This window comes from Nocardia sp. NPDC056564, from assembly GCF_042793755.1.
Classification (GTDB): Bacteria; Actinomycetota; Actinomycetes; order Mycobacteriales; family Mycobacteriaceae; genus Nocardia.
In genome coordinates this window covers 340,574-358,511 of sequence record NZ_JBHTUR010000005.1, presented here as the reverse complement: position 1 = coordinate 358,511, position 17,938 = coordinate 340,574, and the positions used below count along the sequence as shown (strand labels likewise).

Genomic DNA, 17,938 nt, shown 5'->3' with positions numbered 1-17,938 from the left:
CCACGAGATCCGGAACTGCGCGGGGGTTGTCGTCCCGTTCCCGACGCCGGCCCCCCATGCAGTGCCCCGCCGCCACCGACCCCCGATTCCCTCTCGGCAGACCATGGCGACGCGCTACCCTAGGGTTGCACTTCGTCGCCACAGCGAGCATCCTGTCACAAAACAGTAGTAATGCCGCCCGGAGAGGAGATTTCCCGATGACAGCGCCCGACAAAATCGAGCATGAGGTGGACATTGACGCATCCGTCGCACGGGTCTGGGAACTGGTGACCGACCCCGGCTGGTGGGTCGGCGACGGTGACCGATCCGGCCAGAGCCGTTCGCGGGACGGCGATTTCGAGGTGATCGACGACCCGAAATACGGCCGGTTCCCCGTCCGGGTCGAGACGATGGAACCACCGACCTACATCTCCTACCGATGGGCCTCCGCCTTCCCCGGCTCGACGCCCGGCGACGGCAATTCCACCCTGGTCGAGTTCCGGCTCAGCGAGCGCGACGGCGGCGGCACCCGGCTACGGGTGACCGAGAGCGGCTTCGCCTCCCTGAACCTGCCCGACGAAGACCGCGCGAAGCGGTTCGATGACAACGTGGGCGGCTGGAAGATGCAGCTAGACGTCCTGAAAGCCAGCGCGGAGTAACCGATCAAGGCCGACCAGCCCCCGATCGGCACGATTCTCATCGCGCTCGCCGATCCCACCCGTCGCCTGCTGCTCGACACTCTGGTCGAGGAGGGGCTGGCCAGCGCTACGACGCTCGCGGGCCGCCTGCCCGTTTCCCGGCAGGCCGTCGCCAAACATCTGACCGTCCTCGAGGACGCGGGACTCGTCACGGGTCGCCGCGCGGGACGTGAGGTGCTGTACCGGATCAGCCCGGAACCGCTCAACGAATCCGCCGATTGGCTCGCCGAACTCGCCGCCCGCTGGGAACGCAGGCTGACGGCGATCAAACGCGCGGCCGAGGAGGGACGTCCAGGAGAACTCCCTAACTAGCTATAGGTTATTATAGTAGAATTTTTATCCGTAGGCAGTGCCGGCAACCCCCTGGAACTCGCTGACCAACGGCGGCCCGGCACGAGAGCGCGGAGGTCATCATGGCCGAGAAATCAATCGAGCTGACCGACGAGGTCGCCGAATACTACGACGGTGTCGGCGAACTGGTGGAGCTCGTCGGGGGCAACCTGCACCTCGGCTACTGGGATGACGACCAGGACGACACGCCGTTCCTCACGGCCATGGGCCGGCTCACCTGGATGATCGCCGAGCGACTCCCCCTGCGGCCCGGTCAGCATCTCCTCGACGTGGGGTGCGGGGTGGCCGAACCCGCGATCCGCCTGGCCGAGCGGCTCGGCGTCTCGGTCTCGGGCATCACGGTGAGCGGCTGGGAGGTCGGCGAGGCGACCAAGAATGTCGCGTTGGCCGGCCTGGCCGAGCGCATCTCGATCAGCCGGGCCGACGCCGCCGCGCTCCCCTTCCCGGCCGACGCGTTCGACGCGGCCATCGCCTTCGATTCGGTGCCCAACGCCCTGGACAAGCGCCAATGGTTCGACGAGATCTTCCGGGTGCTCCGCCCGGGCAGCCGGCTCGTGTACTCGGAATACCCGGCGATCGCGGACATGACGGCGGCCCAGCGAGAGGTGCTGCGCGCCAACACCGTTCCGGATCCGCCGACCAGCATGGCCGCGGCCGTCGCGCCCGCGGCCGCGGCCGGATTCGAGGTGCTGGAGGAACTCGATTGCAGCGCTCAGGTCCGCCGGTTCTACGGCGACTTCCTGCGACGACTCGAGGACCAACGGGACGAATTGTCCACGGCCTACGGAAAAGACCGGATCGACGCCTTCCGATCCGGCATGACCACCATGTTCGAACTTTGTCGCGAAAAGATCGGCTACTACCTGATCGTGTGCCAGAAGCCATGAGATCGGCGGCTCCAACTATATGAACGAGGAGTGTGATCGAGCGTGTCCGAGATCCGACGACGGCTGCTCAAACCGACTACGCAAGCAGATCACACCCCGGCGCAACCCCGCGTCACCAAACGCCTACCGGTGGGGGTGTACGTCCTCGGGATCAGCGTCTTCGCCCTGGGCACTTCGGAATTCATCGTGTCCGGGCTGGTCGATCAGATCGCCGGCTCGCTCGGGGTCTCGGTGCCCCAGGTCGGCCAGCTGATCACGGCGTTCGCGATCGGCATGCTGGTCGGCGCGCCCACCATGGCCGTGCTGACCCTCGGCCGGGATCGTAAGACCGTGCTGCTCGGCGCCATGATCGTCTTCTGCGTCTCCGATCTGCTGACGGTGATCCCGGTCTTCGGCCTGATGTTCACCATGCGGGTGATCGCGGCCATGGCCTGCGCGACCGCACTGACCGTCGCTCAGGTGATGGCCGTCGCGCTCGCGGGCCCCGGCCGGATGCCGCAGGCGATCGCGGTGATCCTCGGCGGCATGACGCTGGCGAACGTGGCCGGCGTGCCGCTCGGCAGCCTGGTCGGCGCGCTGTTCAGCTGGCAGGTCATCTTCGTGCTGATCGGCGTGATGAGCGCGATCGGCGCCACGCTCGTCTTCTTCTTCGTGCCCAGGCTGCCGCGCGACCGCGGCCCCGAGGTCGGGCTGCGCACGCTGGTCGCCCGCGAGCTGCGGTCGCTGGTCCAGGTCCGGGTGTTCGTCGCCCTCGCCACCACGGTGCTGTTCGAGACCGCCCTGTTCAGCGTGTACGCCTACGTCCAGCCGCTGCTCACCGAGGCCAGCGGGTTCAGCGTGCATCAGGTGCCGATCGTGCTGTTCCTGTTCGGTGTCGGGTTGTTCGTCGGCAACACCATCGGCGGCCGGCTGGCGCAGTGGGACGCCATGAAGAACGTGATCGGCAGCCTGATCGCGATGATCGTCATGATGCTGGTGCTGCGGGCCGTCGTGCACCACGGGATCGCGGCGGCCGCCGCGGTCACCCTGCTCGGCGTGTGCGCGTTCTCGATGACCGCCGCGCTCAGCTCGCGGGTGATCGGTTTCGCGGCCGGGGCGCCGACCCTCGCCGTCGCGATTGTCATGTCCGCCTTCAACATCGGCAACGCGATCGGTCCGGCGATCGGCGGCGTCGTCATCGCGCACTCGGCGATCACCGATGTGATCTGGGTCGGCGTGATCGTCGCATCGCTCGCGCTGGCCACCGCGTTCGTCTCGGTCGCCATCGAACGCAGGCCGGAATTCGCCTCGGCGCCGTGACCACCGACGGCGCCGGTGGCCGGGGCCGCCGGCGCCGAGTCGGCTACCTCGAGTCGGCCGTCGCGCGCCGGGCGGCGACGGCGCCGCGCACCTCGTCCGAGATCAGATCGTCGATCATCGCGACCGCGACCTCGGCGCCCATCGCGGCGGCGCCGATCAGCTGCTTGGACGGGTCCGCGACGTTGCCTGCGGCCCAGATGCCCGGCACCTCGGTCCGGCCGGCGGCATCGGTGGCGATGTAGTCGCCGATCCCGCTCGGGTGCGCGGCCGGGGTCAACCCGAGCGCGGCGAGCAGGCCACCGCGCGCGGAGAATCGCGGCCCGCACACCAGCGCCTGCAGCTCGACGGTCGCACCGGTGGCCAACCGGACCCCGGTCAGCCGATCATCGGTGAGCTGCAACCCGGTCACCTCGCCGGGGATGATCTCGATATCGCGCGCGGTCAGCTCCTCGACCTCGGCGTCGCTCAGCGCGGGCCCGGTGTGCGGCAGGAAGATCAGCCGCGCCGACCACTGCCGGAACAGCGTGGCCTGGTGCATGGACATCGGCGTGGTGGACAGCACGCCGATGACCTGATCGCGAACCTCCCAGCCGTGACAGAAGGGGCAGTGCAACACATCTCGGCCCCACCGCTCGGCGAGGCCGGGCAGCTCGGGCAGATCATCGGTGAGCCCGGTCGCGACGAGCAGCCTGCGTCCGCGCAGGGTCGCGGAACCGGCGACCTCCACGCTGACCACCCCGTCCGCGGCCGACACCGAGGTCGCCTCGCCGGCCACGAACTCGACGCCGTACTGCGCCACCTCCGCGCGACCCGTCGCCAGCAACTCCCCCGGCGGCATCCCGTCCCGGCTCAAGAACCCGTGCATGTGCGCGGCGGTGGCGTTGCGCGGCCGGCCGCTGTCCACGACGACGACCGAATACCGCGCCCGGGCGAGCATCAGAGCGGCGCTCAAACCCGCCGCGCCACCGCCGACGATCACTACATCGCAGTGATATCCGGATTCTCGGATGGTCACTCCAGCCTCCTGTAGTAAGATAGGTATACAAGATGATAGCATTCGCCAGCTGATCGAGTATCAGCAGCACTCCACCATCCGGTTCGAATATACGGCGGTAACGCGATGCCCAGTGCACTTAGAACAAATAAACTCCGCAGATTTTTCGGCGCATTAGACGTCGACCAGGACGGCGTCATGGACCAGCTCGACGTCACCGCGCTGGCCCAGATGTGGTGCGACACATACGAACTCCCACCGCTGTCGGCGGAGTGGAGCAGAATTCATCGCCAGGCCAACCGAATGTTCCGGGATATGCCCGGGTCGACGGATGCCGACGGGGCAAAAAAGGTGTCCGTCGAAGAATGGGTGGAGTGGGGCGATCATCCGAAATTCTCGGAATTCGTCGAAACCGCCGCCATACCGTTCAGCATGGCGGTGTTCGACGCCGCCGACAAAGATCAGGACGGACGAATTACCGCGCCGGAAATGATGGCGGCCCAGATCAAAGGCGGAATGTCCGAAGCGGAGACGAACAAAGCCTTCGCACTCTTGGATGCCGACGGCGATGGATTTGTCACCACGGACGAATACGTGCTGGCCTCCCGGGAATTCTGGCTCAGCGACGATCCGGCCGCGCGTGGAAATCACATCGCCGGCGAACTCTGACCGCTAGGCCGGCTGGACGCGCCGCCGATGCACCGTCATCGGAAGCGCGTCCACCGGCATGGTGACCGCGGGTTTCGGCCGGGGCTGATGTCCCGGCACGGACACCAGTCGCCAGCGCGCGGCGATCGTCGCGAGCACGATGATCAATTCGGCCCAGGAGAACGTCTCCCCGATACAGCCGTGCACCCCGGCCCCGAACGGCATGAACGCGTTGCGCTGGGTCGCGGTCAATCGATCGGGTAGCCAGCGGTCCGGATCGAATCGCTCCGGGTCGGGAAAGATCTCCGGATTGTGCATGAGCGCGTAGAAGCTATAGAGAACCGCCTCGTCCGCCGGTATGTGGTATCCGCCCAGTTCGGTGTCCTGGGTCGTCTGCCTGGTCTGGAAGAAACCCTGGGTGCGCAGGCGCAGCGTTTCGGTGAGCACCCGCCGGGTGTATTCCAGCCGGCCGACCGCGTCGAATTCGGCCGTCCCGCCGGCCAGCTCCCGGTCCACCTCGGCATGCAACTGCCGTTCGACGTCCGGATGGGTGGCGATCTCGTGGAACGCCCACGCCAGGGTATTGCTGATCGTGTTGCTGCCCGCGATGAAGAAGGTGAGCACCTCGTCGTGGATCTGCTGATCGCTCATGCTCGGTTCGCCGTCGTCGTCGCGGGCGAACAGCATCATCGACAGCAGATCGCCGCGATCGACGCCGTCTGACCGATACTGCCGGATCGTCTCGTGGATGGTCCGGCGCAAATAGGTCTCCGCCTCCCGGTACCGCCGATTGGCCGCGGTCGGCAGCTTCGTCAGCAGGCCGGTGGTGTCGGTCATGCGCCGGAACAGCCCGCCGAGCACGGTTCCGGTGGCGTCCATGAACCGGCGCTGATCCAGCGAGGTGCCCGGCGCGAAGATCACCTGGGTCACGTTGGCCAGGGCGAGTTCGTCCATCACCCGTTCGACCCGCATGGTCTCCCCGTCGGACCAGGCCTCGGCCGTCCGCACGGCCAACCCGCTGATCAGCGAGCAGTAGTGGACGATCCGGTTGCGGTGGAACGCGGGCTGGAGCAGGCGACGCTGGCGCCGGTGGAAGTCGCCGTCGGAGATCCCCAGGCCGTTGCCGAACATGACCCGGAATCGTTCGGTGATCGGGCCGCCCCTGGCGAATATCTCGGGTGTGCGCATGATTTGACGCATCAGGTCGGCGTCGTTGACCACGTACATCGGCCGGCGGCCGAGCCGGATCACGGTCACCGGATCGCCGGACTGCAAGGAGAGCAGCAGGTCGCCGGGACTTCGCTTCATCTCGAGCCCGTGGCCGAGCAGCGGCTTACCGCCGGGAGTGAGCGCAGGCTGCCGGGAAATAGTGGTCATCGGATCGCCGCTTTCTGCATCGGGCCGCGGGGGCTAGTCATCGCCGTGCGCGGTCTTGGCGGCGGCCGGCACGGTGGCGAGCGCCGTGCCGGTTTCCAGCAGCGCCTTCAGATTGCGCATGAGTCCGGGCCAGCCACCGCTGCCCTCGAGCTGGCCGCTGATCGCCCGATACATGACGCTGCCCGGTTCGAAGCCGTCGTGGATCACCAGCAGCCGGACCTTGCCGTCCCCCTCGGGTTCGAGGTCGAAGGTGACCTTGGTCCGCGGTTCCTTGACGTACTCGGCGAGTTGCTCGGCGGTCCAGCCGAAGAGCATGGCGTGCGCGGGTTGCAGCAGGTGCCAGCTGTAGCTGAGCAGCCGGGGCGGGTCCGCGGCCAGCACCACCTGACCCAGATCCTGGAATTCCTCCTCCGGCATGTTCTGCCATTTCACCGGTGACCCCACTCGCCAATCCGATTGCATGGCGACGCCGAACCAATATCGGCGAGTGAAGTCCGGCTCGGTGAGTGCTGCCCACAGTTGTTCGGGTGTCGTCGCGATGTGGGTCGTGTAGGTGAATTCCATCTTGCTCATCCTTCTGCACTTCGATACTGCTCTATGACGAATTCATTGCCTGCACCCGCATCGCGACGTCACCTATTACCCGTCCAACTCACCTACGAGTTATCGATCAGGGCAGTTACACGTTCGGCGGATGCTCGTCCTGTACCAGCCCGAGGGTGATGTCGTGTTCGAGGGCCGCCTTCAATCCGCTGATGAAGAAGGCGAATCCGGCCGTGGAATCCCGGACGGCATCGACCTGGGCTTGGAGGTCGCCGCTGTATCCATTCTCCGTTATCTGCAGATATGTCGCGTCGTTTTCATACGGAGTCAGCGAGAATTCTACGGTGGTCGGGTGGTCGGGATCGTAATTGTCCCAGGTGAATTGGATCTTGCTGTCGATGTCGACCTTCTCCACCCTGGCCGTGCGGGACGCGCCGTACATTTCCCATTCCCAGGTCAGTTCGGCGCCCTCGACCATGCGGCCGCTGCTCTTCGTGTACCAGAACCTGGTCGTTATCGACGGGTCGGCCAGGGCCTCGAAGACGTCGTGCGGTGGGCGGCGGATCAACATGCGGACGTCCACCGATGGCGGTTGGATCGGCTGCGACGCAACCATAGTGTCTCCTGTTCACTGATGAGATTCGGTAAAGCTTTCGATAGTAGTTCGGAGCCACAATAACGGTGGATGGGTATCGCCGTGGGTCATTCGAGCATGTCAACGGCCCTTTCCATCGAGCCACAGGTTGGTCGGATCGCCGTTGAGCACCGGGTACGGCAGCCAGTTCCGCACGGTCGTGGCATGGAACCAGTACTGGTGTGCGAAGAGCACCGGCACCACCGCAGCGTCCAGCAGCACCTCGGCCTCCATCCGGCGGAAGAGCTCGCCGGCCCGGTTCTCGTCCGCCGAGGTGAGCGCGGCGCCGAGCAACTCGTTGACCTTCTCGTTGCGATAGCGGCCGAAGTTCGAACCCCAGTCGCCGTCCTCGACCACGCCCCGGCTGTCGAACAACGGTTGCAGATAGGTTCTGGCGTTGTTGCCGTACCAGTCCGGTTCCCAGCCGGTGAGGGCGATGTCCCAGCTCGCCCGCCGGTCCGCGGCGCAGAAGTAGTCGGAGAAGAGTTCGTTGATCGAAACCCCCACCAGCTCAACGCGAATGCCCGCCCGCGCCAGCGCCACCTTGACCGCCTCGGCCGTCTCCGGGTGGATGTCGCGGTCGCGGAAGACCAGCCGCAGCGTGAGCCCGTCCGGGTAGCCGGCGTCGGCGAGCAGGCGCCGGGCGAGTTCCGGGTCGCCGCGACCGCCCTCGGTGCGGTACGGGCGAAACTCCCGGTGCGCGGTGCACAGCGGGGGCAGGATCTGGTCGGCGATGTCGTTGAGCCGCGGACCACCCCAGACGGTCGAGACCGCGGCCTTGTCCACCGCGTACTGCAACGCGACCCGGACCTGCCTGCTGGCCATGACGGGACGCTCGAAGTTGATCAGAATATAGGGACTGAACAATCCGGCGGGGCATACCTCGAGTCGCGGATCATGGGTGCCGAGCAGCGCGGGGAGCTCCTCGGTGAGCGGTTGGATGTCCCACAGCATGTCGGCCCGGCCGGTGGCGACCAGCTCATGGGCCGCGCGCTCGGACATTCCCTCCCGGACGACGATGGCGTCCACATGGGCGGCCCGCAGGGGATCCGACTTCGGTTCCCAGGCCGGGTTGCGCTCGAGCACGATCCGTTCTCCCGGAACGTAATTCGCCACCCGGTAGGGTCCGTTCGAGGCGAGCACGCGATTGAATTCCGGACTTCCGGGGACGACATCGAGGTACTCGATCGGTGCGGGCGTGGCGAACGGCAGGGCGAGCATGTTCAAGAAGTCCGAGGCCGGATGCCGGGTGGTGAACTGGATCTCGCGCTCCCCCACCGCGCGCACGCCGCGAATCTCCGTGTGCTCGAGCCGATCCGCGACCGCGTCGCGGGCGGTGCCGGCCACCGCGTTCCGGAATTCGATCATGCCGTCGATCGTGCTCAGGTAGTAGGCCAGACCGGGACTGCAGGCGAGCGGGTGGGCCAGGCGCTTGATCCCGCGCACGATATCGGCGGCGACCAGCGGCCGGATGCCCGACGGGGTGTGCCACCGCAGGTCTTCGGCGAGGGTGAATCGGTATCGCGTGCCGTCCGCGCCGATTCCGCCGTTCGCCACGGTCGGGACGTCGATCGCCAAGTCGGGCACGATCTTTCCGGCTTCCTCACGATTGCGGCTCGCGACGCAGCCGACCAGCTGCCGGGTGTAGCCGCGGATGATGCCGCGGGTCGCCGTGTGATACGCCAGCGCGGGGTCGAGATAGTCGACGTCGCCTGCCCCGACCAGGGTGAGCGTGCCGCCGCGCCGGGGCGCTCGATCCTCGGCAGAGCTTGCGCGAATCGTCGATTCCCACACCGCGACACCGCCTTTCCGTATCCCGCCCCAAAGTATACTTCTATTACATATAGTGATCTAGAGGATCTTTCGGGAGGGTCCGAACCAGGAGGTCAGAGCAATGAGCGGTGATCAGCCCCGGTACGGCGGTACCTTGCGCCTGTACGGACCCGGAAGCATGGACCATGTCGACCCGGCGAGCTCCTATTACATGTTGTCCGGACAGATCATCCGGCTGTTCACCCGTCAGCTGTTCACCTATCGCCCGGTCGCCCACCTGCGCGACTGGAACCAGGTGACGCCGGTGCCCGATATCGCGCTCGAGCTCCCCACAGTGGACAACGGCGGCCTCAGCCGCGACCACCTGACCTACACCGTGCACCTGCGCCCAGATGTCTTGTGGGACACCACCCCACCACGCCCGGTGACCGCGCACGACTTCGTTCGCGGGTTCAAGCGAATGTGCAACCCCGTGCTCCGGGCCGGCGCGATCCACTACTACACCAGCACCATCAGGGGGGTGGCCGAGTACTGCGACGACTATGCCGCCGCTGTGCCCCAACGCAATCCGACGCCCGCCGAGCTGGCGAAGTTCCAGAGCTCCCGCGACATCCCGGGGATCACCGCCCTCGACGATCGCACCCTGCGGTTCGAGCTGATCCGGCCCGCGCTCGACTTCATCCACATCATCTCGATGATGTTCGCGTCGCCGGCCCCGGCGGAATACGACGATTTCGTCCCCGACAGCCCCGAATTCCGGGCGAACGTCCGGTCGCTCGGCCCCTACCGGCTCACCCGGTACGACCACGGCGTGCAACTGCGGATGGCCCGGAACCCGGTGTGGCGGCAGGCAACCGACCCGGTCCGGCACCAGTATCTGGACGGCGTCGAGGTCGTCATGGAGAAGGCGACCCCGGAACAGGTCGGGCAGCGGATCCGGGCCGGGCACGCGGACCTGTCCTGGGCGTCCCCGGTCACCGAGGCCTACGCGGAGAACCCTACCGATCCGGGCAACAACCTCGGCTACGCGTTGAATCCCTATCTGGTGTTCAACACGGTCAGCCCGAACGCCGCCGGCGCCATGGGCAAACCCGCGGTGCGCCAAGCGATCTCGTTCGCGGTCAATAAGGCGGCGATGGTCGACATCTTCGACAAGCTCAGCGTCGGCACGGTGATGTGGCCGGCCCGCTCGGCCATTCCACCGGGAAACTACGGCTACGAGGATTTCGACCTCTACCCGTCCCCTGGCGATCGCGGCGATCCGGAACGGGCGCGGGCGCTGCTCGCCGCCGCCGGCTATCCGGAGGGACTGACGCTGACGATCGTGCATCGCGACGTGGACGCGAACCCAGAGGTCGCCGACGCACTGACCACCGACCTCGCGAAGATCGGCATCACCCTCCGCTCGGTCGCGCTCGGGCACACCGACTTCTATCCCTTCCTCCGGGACCCGGCGAACGCCAGGGCCGGCGCGTGGGACATTTCGACCCCGGCGTGGACCCCGGACTGGTTCGGCAACAACGGGCGCGCCTTCCTGCAACCGATGTTGCAGACCAACGAGATTCGCGGCACCGGCAACTACGGGTGCTACAGCAATCCCGACGTCGACCGCATGATCGACGAGGCGCTCTCGGCGACCGACCCGGACCACGCGCACGCGGCGTGGCACGCGGTGGATCTGCAGGTGATGAAGGACGCGGCCATCGTGCCGATCCTGGTGCACGCGCCGACCATCCCGCATATCAAGGGCGCCAGGGTGCGCAACGCGATCGCGATGCCCACCATCGACCGCTGGTTCGACCTGTCCAACCTCTGGCTCGATACCGCCGAATGAGTCTCCCCGGCAACGGCATTGCGGCCGACGAGCCAGTGGTCCGCGAGTACCTGCTGCTCGGGCTGCGCCTGGGCAGGCTGATCGACGGTTTCGTGGACTGCTGGTTCGGCGATCCGCGGCTGGCCGCTCGGGTGGCCGCGGAACCGCCTGCCGATCCGAACGAACTGGTTCGGCAGGCGGTCCGGCTGCGGGCCGAACTCGCCGACTCGGGCCTGTCCACCGCGCGGCAGCGGTATCTGACGGCGCAGCTCACGGCGCTGGAATGTGCGGCACAACGGTTGTCCGGCAAGGAGATACCGTTCCTGGACGAGATCCGGCAGTATTTCGGCGTCGACATCGCGCTCGGCGATCCCGAGGGGTACGCGGACGCGCACGAGGCGATCGCCGAGCTGCTGCCGGGCAGCGGCGGCATGCGGGAGCGACTGGACGCGTACTACGAGCGCAACCGGATACCACCGGATCGCTTGCAGCGCGCCGTCCAGGCCGTGTCCGACGAACTGCGCGTGCGCACCCGCCCGCGGTTCGGCCTACCGGACGGCGAGCGCGTCGATTACGAAGTGGTACACGGCAAGCCGTGGAACGCCTTCAATAGATACCTGGGCGGCTTTCGCTCGAAGGTCGTGCTCAACGACGAGGCAGGCCGGGCGATCGGCGCCCTGCCGACCCTGGTGACCCACGAATCGTATCCGGGCCACCACACCGATCACTGCCTCAAGGAAGCCGGACTGGTGCACGAGCACGGACACACCGAGCAGCTCATCGCGCTGGTGAACACCCCGCAGTGCCTGATCTCGGAGGGCACGGCCGAACACGCGCTCGCCGCCGTCCTCGGTGACGGGTGGGGCGAATGGACGGCGAGAATACTTGCCGCAGAGGGCATCCACGGCGACGGCGAGCTGGTCGAGCGGGTGCTCACGCAGGTCCGTCGGCTGTTGCCGGCACGCCAGGACGCGGCGATCATGTTGCACGACCGGGGCGCCGGCGTCGAGGACGTCACCGACTATCTCGAACGGTGGCTGCTCCTTCCGCGCGACCGCGCCCAGCACATGGTGAGCTTCCTGACCGACCCGCTGTGGCGGGCCTACACGGTCACCTATATCGAGGGCGCCCGGCTGGTCGGTGCGTGGCTTGCCGCCGGTCCGACGAATCGAACTGTCGCCGAACGGTATTCGAGCTTGCTCCGGAACCCGCTGTTGCCCGCCGATCTGCAGCGCGATCTGGACGCGACGAGGGCTACTGCGTACTGATGCCGGGCACCATGATCGCCCGCAGTTGCAGGGTGGTGTGGTCGCAGTACCAGATCCGGCTGCCGTCCCAGGTCAGTCCGGTGGGGTTGCCTGCGACATGGTACGAGGCGACCTCGCGGCGGGTCTCCAGGCTGACCAGATTGATCATGCCGCCGTGATAGTCGGCATAGGCGAGATAGTTGTCGGAGACAGTCACGCCGGATGGCCGGGCGCGCACGGGAATCGTGTCGATGAGCGCGAGCCCGCCGACCGTGCGCAGATCGATCACCTTCCGCTCCTCGTAGCCGAGCCACATCCCGTGCTGGGCGGCCTCGAGGCCGGATAACCGTTCGCCCCGCCGGGGATTCGGCAGCTCCGCGACCGTGTCGGCGGTCGCCGGATCGATCACGCGTAACTCGCGATCGTCGCCGACGACTTGGATCAGGTGGCCGCCCATCGTGGTCAGGTCCGATCGCACTGCCGCGCAGGGGATTCGGTGCTCGACCGCGCCGGTCGCCGGGTCGATCGCGATGATCTGGTTGAGCACGCCTTCGGAGAACCAGAGCAGATCCCCCGACCAGGTCAGGCCGCACAGCTTCAGCGCGCGCACCGGGATATCACGCACGGTGCCAACGGAAATCGGCATCACCCCTCCGTTCCCCGAGTAATCGTGCAGTCCAGCCGCCATTCGGTGACCACCCGGGAGCGGGCGGAGCCGGACGGCTGATGCACCGTCGCGTGGACGGCATCGCCGGCGGTCACCGGGGTGTGGCGCAGCGGCCAGATCCACACCGCCCAGTTACAGCCCTGGTATGACGGAAAATTCGACAGGGAGACGCCGTCGATGAGGTCGGCGGTGAAGAATCCCATGACGGCGTGCAGGTTCCCGGGCCGGGTGAGCGGCAGGCGCACGCGGTCCGCGATCGGCACGGCGTCGCTGAGCAGCCGCGGCGACCGCTGGAAGAAGTGCAGCTGGGCGCGCGGTTCGGCGAATTCCTGTACGGCGTCGAGCCGGAAGCCGTGGAAGTCCTGCCCCCACATCCCCCAGCCCTCGTCGTCGAATTCGATCGCGGCCAGCGTGGTGGTCAGCCCCTGCGGGATGATCCGGCCGTTCGGCCGCAGGTTCTTGCGGGCGACGCTGTCCAGCACCCGCATCATGTTCTCTTCCGGGCCGAGATTGCCCATCATCTCCGAGACGATGACGTCGGCCTTGCGCGGTAGCCGGACCGCGCGCGCGTCCCCCTGGATGAGGGTGAGCTGATCCTTCAGGTCGTTGGTGGCGATGATTCGCTCGGCGACCGCCGCCATGTCCGGGTCCGCCTCGATCGCGTATACATGCGCCGCACCGTGTTTCAGCGCCAGCAGCGACAGCGCCAAGGTGCCGGCGCCGACATCGATCACGATCGAGCCGGGCTCGACGGCCTGCGCGAGCGCCTGGTCGTAGGCGTTCATCCGCGGCCGGTCGGAGAGCATCACCTGGTGCATGAGCAGGATCAACGGATCCACGATGCCTCCCGCCGGTCGTGGGTGCTGGTCCCTCCCGTAGGGCGCGGTGAGGGACCAGCAGGGCCGAACTATCGCTATCGATAACTCTAGGAAACTCACCCGAGCGGCCGACGTCAAGCGACGACCGCTCGGGAGAGCCCCACTTACACGTTGACGGCCGCGTGCTCGCCGACAAACGAATCACGCATGACCAGGTTGATGCCCGTCAGCCTGGCCTTGACCTCGTCCGCCGTGGTGACCAGCGCGGTGTCCGTGCCGTTCATCTGGAGCTCGGTCCCGGTGGCCTCCATGCTGCCCAGCTTGCCGAACACGTGCACCGGGTTCGTCGCGTAGAGCGTCACGTCGGGCGTGACCAGCTCGAACTCGGTGTCGATGTGCAGTTCGCTCGGGTAGCGGATGCGGCTCAGGCTGTCTTCGGTGCCTTCGCCGAGGGTGCCGCCGGACGGGCGCGGGAAGCTCACTCGTAGCATCACACGTCCGCCGAGTTCGGCGCAGTGGCCGGAGATCGCGATGCGCGAGATCTGGGCCAGCACACCGGTGCCCTCGTCGTGCTTCTCCGGTCCGAACAGCAGGATCTCCGTGCCTGCCGCGTTCTTGTAGTCACCGGCCAGGTCGACGGTCACCTCCTTGCCGCCCACCTCCAGCTTGGCCTGGCCCTCCAACGAGACCTGCATGATCATCGAGGGATCGACCAGCATGGAGATGCAGGGCCCGGCGCTGGGCATGAAGAACATGCTCGGCGTGATGCCCACCGGCTCGTTGTCGTCGTTGGCGGGGTACCAGGCCTCGGGCAGGGTGGTGCCCCGGACCACGTTGGGCCCCACGATGACATCGAACGGACCGTCACCGCGCGGCTTGCCGAGGTACGGGCCGGTCAGTGGCTTCTTGAACGGCGGGATATGGTCGACGACACCGTAGATGTCGATCACGTTGCGATGCGCCAGGCGCAGCGTGCTGGACTCCAGGATGCCGAACCGGCGGATGTTGAACTCCGCGGGGAAGTTCTTGCCGGGCGTGATCTGGCGGACGTGACCTGTGTTGGGCAGGAACGGGTTGGACAGCACCTGGATGCGGTCGTTCAACTCGTAGCTGAAGCCCTTGATGCCGACCTCGGGTGCTGAGATCAGCTCGGTCTGGAACTCCGCGTAGCCCTTTTCGTCGACGCGGTGCTCGAAGCCCGGCATGGGCCACTTGTTCAGTTGGACGAAGCCGGAGAGGTTGATGGTCTCCTTTCGTGCCGCGTAGTAATCCTCACCGAAGGCCACGGTCGCGGCAGCGAGGATGTGCGGGCGGATCGGCTTCGGTTCTAGGTTCAGTGATTCATACGTCTCTTTGATGGCGCTCAATCCAGACACCTCCAGCGTCTGCGGTACTAGTGGGAACGATATCGTTAACTATATGTTTTTGAACCAATCTAGGTCAATGATACGAGCACTACCAAAAGGGCAAATAATCAAGATTTAATTGGCGAACGACACCGACGCGAAATGGAAAACGGCACGCTTCAGCCGCGCAACACGTTTCGTGTTACGCGGCGGATTTCGGCGAAATCAGGTCAGCGCTACTTCTGGCTTTTCCTTGTCATCGTCGGTCTTGGTGAGTTTGGTTTTGCCGGTGAAGGTGAACTTGGCGTCTTCGCCGGTGCCTTCCCCGTCCCAGCCTTCGACATCGACGAACACGGTCTGGCCGGGTCCGATCTCGCCGAAGAGGATCTTCTCCGACAGCTGGTCTTCGATCTCGCGCTGGATGGTGCGGCGCAGTGGGCGGGCACCGAGCACGGGGTCGAACCCACGCTTGGCCAGCAGCGCCTTGCCCTGCTCGGACAGCTCCATCGACATGTCCTTGTTCTTCAACTGGACGCCGACGCGCCCGATCATCAGGTCCACCATCTGCACGATCTGTTCGGTCGTGAGCTGGTGGAAGACGATGACATCGTCGATGCGGTTGAGGAACTCGGGGCGGAAGTGCTTCTTCAACTCATCGTTGACCTTCAGCTTCATCCGCTCATAGTTCGAGCCCTGAATGTTGGACTGACTGAAGCCCAAACCGACCGCCTTGGAAATATCGGAGGTCCCCAGGTTCGAGGTGAAGATCAGCACCGTGTTCTTGAAATCGACCGTCCGACCCTGACCATCGGTCAACCGGCCGTCCTCGAGAACCTGCAACAGGGTGTTGTAGATCTCCTGATGCGCCTTCTCGATCTCATCGAACAACACCACCGAGAACGGCTTACGCCGCACCTTCTCGGTGAGCTGACCACCCTCCTCATACCCCACATACCCGGGAGGGGCACCGAAGAGCCGCGACGCGGTGAACCGATCATGGAACTCACCCATATCGATCTGGATGAGCGCGTCATCATCACCGAACAAGAAATTCGCCAGCGACTTCGCCAACTCGGTCTTACCCACACCCGACGGGCCGGCGAAGATGAACGACCCCGACGGACGCTTGGGATCCTTCAACCCCGCACGCGTGCGGCGGATCGCCTTGGACACGGCCTTGACCGCGTCCTCCTGGCCGATGATCCGCTTGTGCAGCTCATCCTCCATCCGCAGCAACCGGGTGGTCTCCTCCTCGGTCAACTTGAACACCGGAATACCGGTCCAATTGGCCAGCACCTCCGCGATCTGCTCATCATCGACCTCGGCAACCACATCCAGATCACCGGAACGCCACTGCTTTTCCCGCTCGGCCCGCTTGGCGACCAGCTGCTTTTCCTTGTCCCGCAACCGCGCCGCCTTCTCGAAGTCCTGCGCATCGATCGCGCTTTCCTTCTCCCGCCGCGCATCAGCGATCTTGTCATCGAACTCCCGCAGATCCGGCGGCGCGGTCATCCGGCGGATCCGCATCCGCGCACCCGCCTCATCGATCAGATCGATCGCCTTGTCCGGCAGGAACCGGTCGTTGATGTAGCGATCAGCCAGCGTCGCCGCCGCCACCAACGCCCCATCGGTGATCGAAACCCGATGATGGGCCTCATAACGATCCCGCAGACCCTTCAAAATGTTGATCGTGTGCTCGACCGTCGGCTCACCGACCTGCACCGGCTGGAACCGCCGCTCCAACGCCGCGTCCTTCTCGATGTACTTACGGTACTCGTCGAGCGTCGTCGCACCGATCGTCTGCAACTCACCCCGCGCCAGCTTCGGCTTCAGGATCGACGCCGCATCGATCGCACCCTCAGCGGCACCCGCACCCACCAGAGTGTGCAGCTCATCGATGAACAAGATGATGTCACCACGGGTATTGATCTCCTTGAGGACCTTCTTGAGCCGCTCCTCGAAATCACCACGGTAACGACTACCCGCCACCAACGACCCCAGATCCAAGGTGTAGAGCTGCTTGTCCTTCAGCGTCTCGGGCACCTCACCATTGACGATCGCCTGCGCCAAACCTTCGACCACCGCGGTCTTACCCACACCAGGCTCACCGATCAACACCGGATTGTTCTTGGTGCGCCGGCTCAACACCTGCATCACCCGCTCGATCTCCTTCGAGCGCCCGATCACCGGATCCAGCTTGCCCTCCAGCGCCGCCTGAGTCAGATTACGGCCGAACTGATCGAGCACCAGCGACGTCGACGGCGTACCCGCCTCACCCCGCGAACCCGACTCCACCGGCTCCTTACCCTGATACCCCGACAACAACTGGATCACCTGCTGACGCACCCGATTCAAATCGGCACCCAGCTTGACCAGCACCTGCGCGGCAACACCCTCACCCTCACGAATGAGACCCAGCAAAATATGCTCGGTACCGATGTAGTTATGACCGAGCTGCAACGCCTCCCGCAGACTCAGCTCCAAAACTTTCTTCGCCCGCGGAGTGAACGGAATATGCCCCGACGGAGCCTGCTGACCCTGACCGATGATCTCCTCGACCTGACTCCGCACCCCCTCCAGCGAAATACCGAGCGACTCCAGCGACTTCGCCGCGACACCCTCACCCTCATGAATCAGCCCCAGCAGGATGTGCTCGGTACCGATGTAGTTGTGGTTGAGCATCCGGGCCTCTTCCTGGGCCAGGACAACGACACGCCTCGCGCGGTCGGTGAACCTCTCGAACATCGGCGCTCCTCACCACCCGGTGCAGATAGATATATAAATATACAGTAACCCTCCACCCCGTAGAAGCAACCCCGGCTTCGCAATGCGTCCGTGTCTCCCTTGAGCTCTCGGCCCGGCTG

16 protein-coding genes are annotated in these 17,938 nt (G+C 65.7%); 7 read left to right on the top strand and 9 right to left on the bottom strand.

From position 1 onward, the window contains the following. The first annotated feature begins 227 nt into the window (after window positions 1-227). From ACFQ9K_RS16345 to ACFQ9K_RS16330, 4 genes are all read left to right on the top strand, one after another. A complete protein-coding gene (locus ACFQ9K_RS16345) occupies window positions 228-638 on the top strand; it encodes an SRPBCC domain-containing protein (protein ID WP_378726669.1) in 411 nt (136 codons plus the stop codon). A 24-nt stretch (window positions 639-662) separates the two neighbouring features. After that, window positions 663-989 (top strand): ArsR/SmtB family transcription factor, encoded by a 327-nt coding sequence (locus ACFQ9K_RS16340; RefSeq protein WP_378726677.1) that lies wholly within the window; start codon window positions 663-665, stop codon window positions 987-989. Window positions 990-1,090: 101 nt separating this feature from the next. Then, window positions 1,091-1,915: a methyltransferase domain-containing protein gene (locus tag ACFQ9K_RS16335; RefSeq protein ID WP_378983271.1), complete on the top strand. Its 825-nt coding sequence runs from the start codon at window positions 1,091-1,093 to the stop codon at window positions 1,913-1,915. A gap of 42 nt (window positions 1,916-1,957) precedes the next feature. Next, window positions 1,958-3,214, top strand: coding sequence for an MFS transporter (locus tag ACFQ9K_RS16330; protein ID WP_378727268.1), 1,257 nt, complete (start codon window positions 1,958-1,960; stop codon window positions 3,212-3,214). A 43-nt stretch (window positions 3,215-3,257) separates the two neighbouring features. Here ACFQ9K_RS16330 and ACFQ9K_RS16325 read toward each other — a convergent pair whose 3' ends face one another. Further along, a complete protein-coding gene (locus ACFQ9K_RS16325) occupies window positions 3,258-4,229 on the bottom strand; it encodes an NAD(P)/FAD-dependent oxidoreductase (RefSeq protein ID WP_378983268.1) in 972 nt (323 codons plus the stop codon). A 177-nt stretch (window positions 4,230-4,406) separates the two neighbouring features. Here ACFQ9K_RS16325 and ACFQ9K_RS16320 point away from each other — a divergent pair, with 177 nt between their 5' ends. Further along, window positions 4,407-4,877 (top strand): EF-hand domain-containing protein, encoded by a 471-nt coding sequence (locus ACFQ9K_RS16320; RefSeq protein WP_378725341.1) that lies wholly within the window; start codon window positions 4,407-4,409, stop codon window positions 4,875-4,877. 3 nt (window positions 4,878-4,880) lie between these two features. On the opposite strand, the gene ACFQ9K_RS16315 is transcribed toward ACFQ9K_RS16320, so the two are convergent. The 4 genes from ACFQ9K_RS16315 to ACFQ9K_RS16300 all read right to left on the bottom strand — a co-directional run bounded on the left by ACFQ9K_RS16315 (window position 4,881) and on the right by ACFQ9K_RS16300 (window position 9,204). Beyond that, a complete protein-coding gene (locus ACFQ9K_RS16315) occupies window positions 4,881-6,233 on the bottom strand; it encodes a cytochrome P450 (RefSeq protein ID WP_378725339.1) in 1,353 nt (450 codons plus the stop codon). Between the two features lie 33 nt (window positions 6,234-6,266). Beyond that, on the bottom strand, window positions 6,267-6,806 hold the full coding sequence (locus ACFQ9K_RS16310) for an SRPBCC family protein (protein ID WP_378725337.1): 540 nt from the start codon (window positions 6,804-6,806) through the stop codon (window positions 6,267-6,269). 106 nt (window positions 6,807-6,912) lie between these two features. Further along, a complete protein-coding gene (locus tag ACFQ9K_RS16305; protein WP_378725335.1) occupies window positions 6,913-7,392 on the bottom strand; it encodes an SRPBCC family protein in 480 nt (159 codons plus the stop codon). Between the two features lie 99 nt (window positions 7,393-7,491). Further along, window positions 7,492-9,204: an ABC transporter substrate-binding protein gene (locus tag ACFQ9K_RS16300; RefSeq protein WP_378725333.1), complete on the bottom strand. Its 1,713-nt coding sequence runs from the start codon at window positions 9,202-9,204 to the stop codon at window positions 7,492-7,494. A gap of 100 nt (window positions 9,205-9,304) precedes the next feature. Here ACFQ9K_RS16300 and ACFQ9K_RS16295 point away from each other — a divergent pair, with 100 nt between their 5' ends. Both ACFQ9K_RS16295 and ACFQ9K_RS16290 read left to right on the top strand, forming a co-directional pair. Further along, on the top strand, window positions 9,305-11,017 hold the full coding sequence (locus ACFQ9K_RS16295; RefSeq protein ID WP_378725331.1) for an ABC transporter substrate-binding protein: 1,713 nt from the start codon (window positions 9,305-9,307) through the stop codon (window positions 11,015-11,017). Then, a complete protein-coding gene (locus ACFQ9K_RS16290) occupies window positions 11,014-12,264 on the top strand; it encodes a DUF885 domain-containing protein (protein ID WP_378725329.1) in 1,251 nt (416 codons plus the stop codon). Before ACFQ9K_RS16295 ends, ACFQ9K_RS16290 begins: the two co-directional genes overlap by 4 nt. Here the strand turns inward: ACFQ9K_RS16290 and ACFQ9K_RS16285 are convergent. The 4 genes from ACFQ9K_RS16285 to ACFQ9K_RS16270 form a co-directional block, all read right to left on the bottom strand. Beyond that, window positions 12,251-12,889 (bottom strand): hypothetical protein, encoded by a 639-nt coding sequence (locus ACFQ9K_RS16285; protein ID WP_378725327.1) that lies wholly within the window; start codon window positions 12,887-12,889, stop codon window positions 12,251-12,253. The genes ACFQ9K_RS16290 and ACFQ9K_RS16285 overlap by 14 nt on opposite strands. Next, on the bottom strand, window positions 12,889-13,749 hold the full coding sequence (locus ACFQ9K_RS16280) for a 50S ribosomal protein L11 methyltransferase (RefSeq protein ID WP_378725325.1): 861 nt from the start codon (window positions 13,747-13,749) through the stop codon (window positions 12,889-12,891). The genes ACFQ9K_RS16285 and ACFQ9K_RS16280 overlap by 1 nt, the downstream gene beginning before the upstream one ends. A 143-nt stretch (window positions 13,750-13,892) precedes the next feature. Beyond that, complete coding sequence (locus ACFQ9K_RS16275) at window positions 13,893-15,104, bottom strand: DUF6004 family protein (RefSeq protein ID WP_378725323.1); 1,212 nt, start codon at window positions 15,102-15,104, stop codon at window positions 13,893-13,895. Window positions 15,105-15,299: 195 nt separating this feature from the next. Then, complete coding sequence (locus tag ACFQ9K_RS16270) at window positions 15,300-17,819, bottom strand: ATP-dependent Clp protease ATP-binding subunit (RefSeq protein WP_378983265.1); 2,520 nt, start codon at window positions 17,817-17,819, stop codon at window positions 15,300-15,302. Window positions 17,820-17,938: the final 119 nt, after the last annotated feature.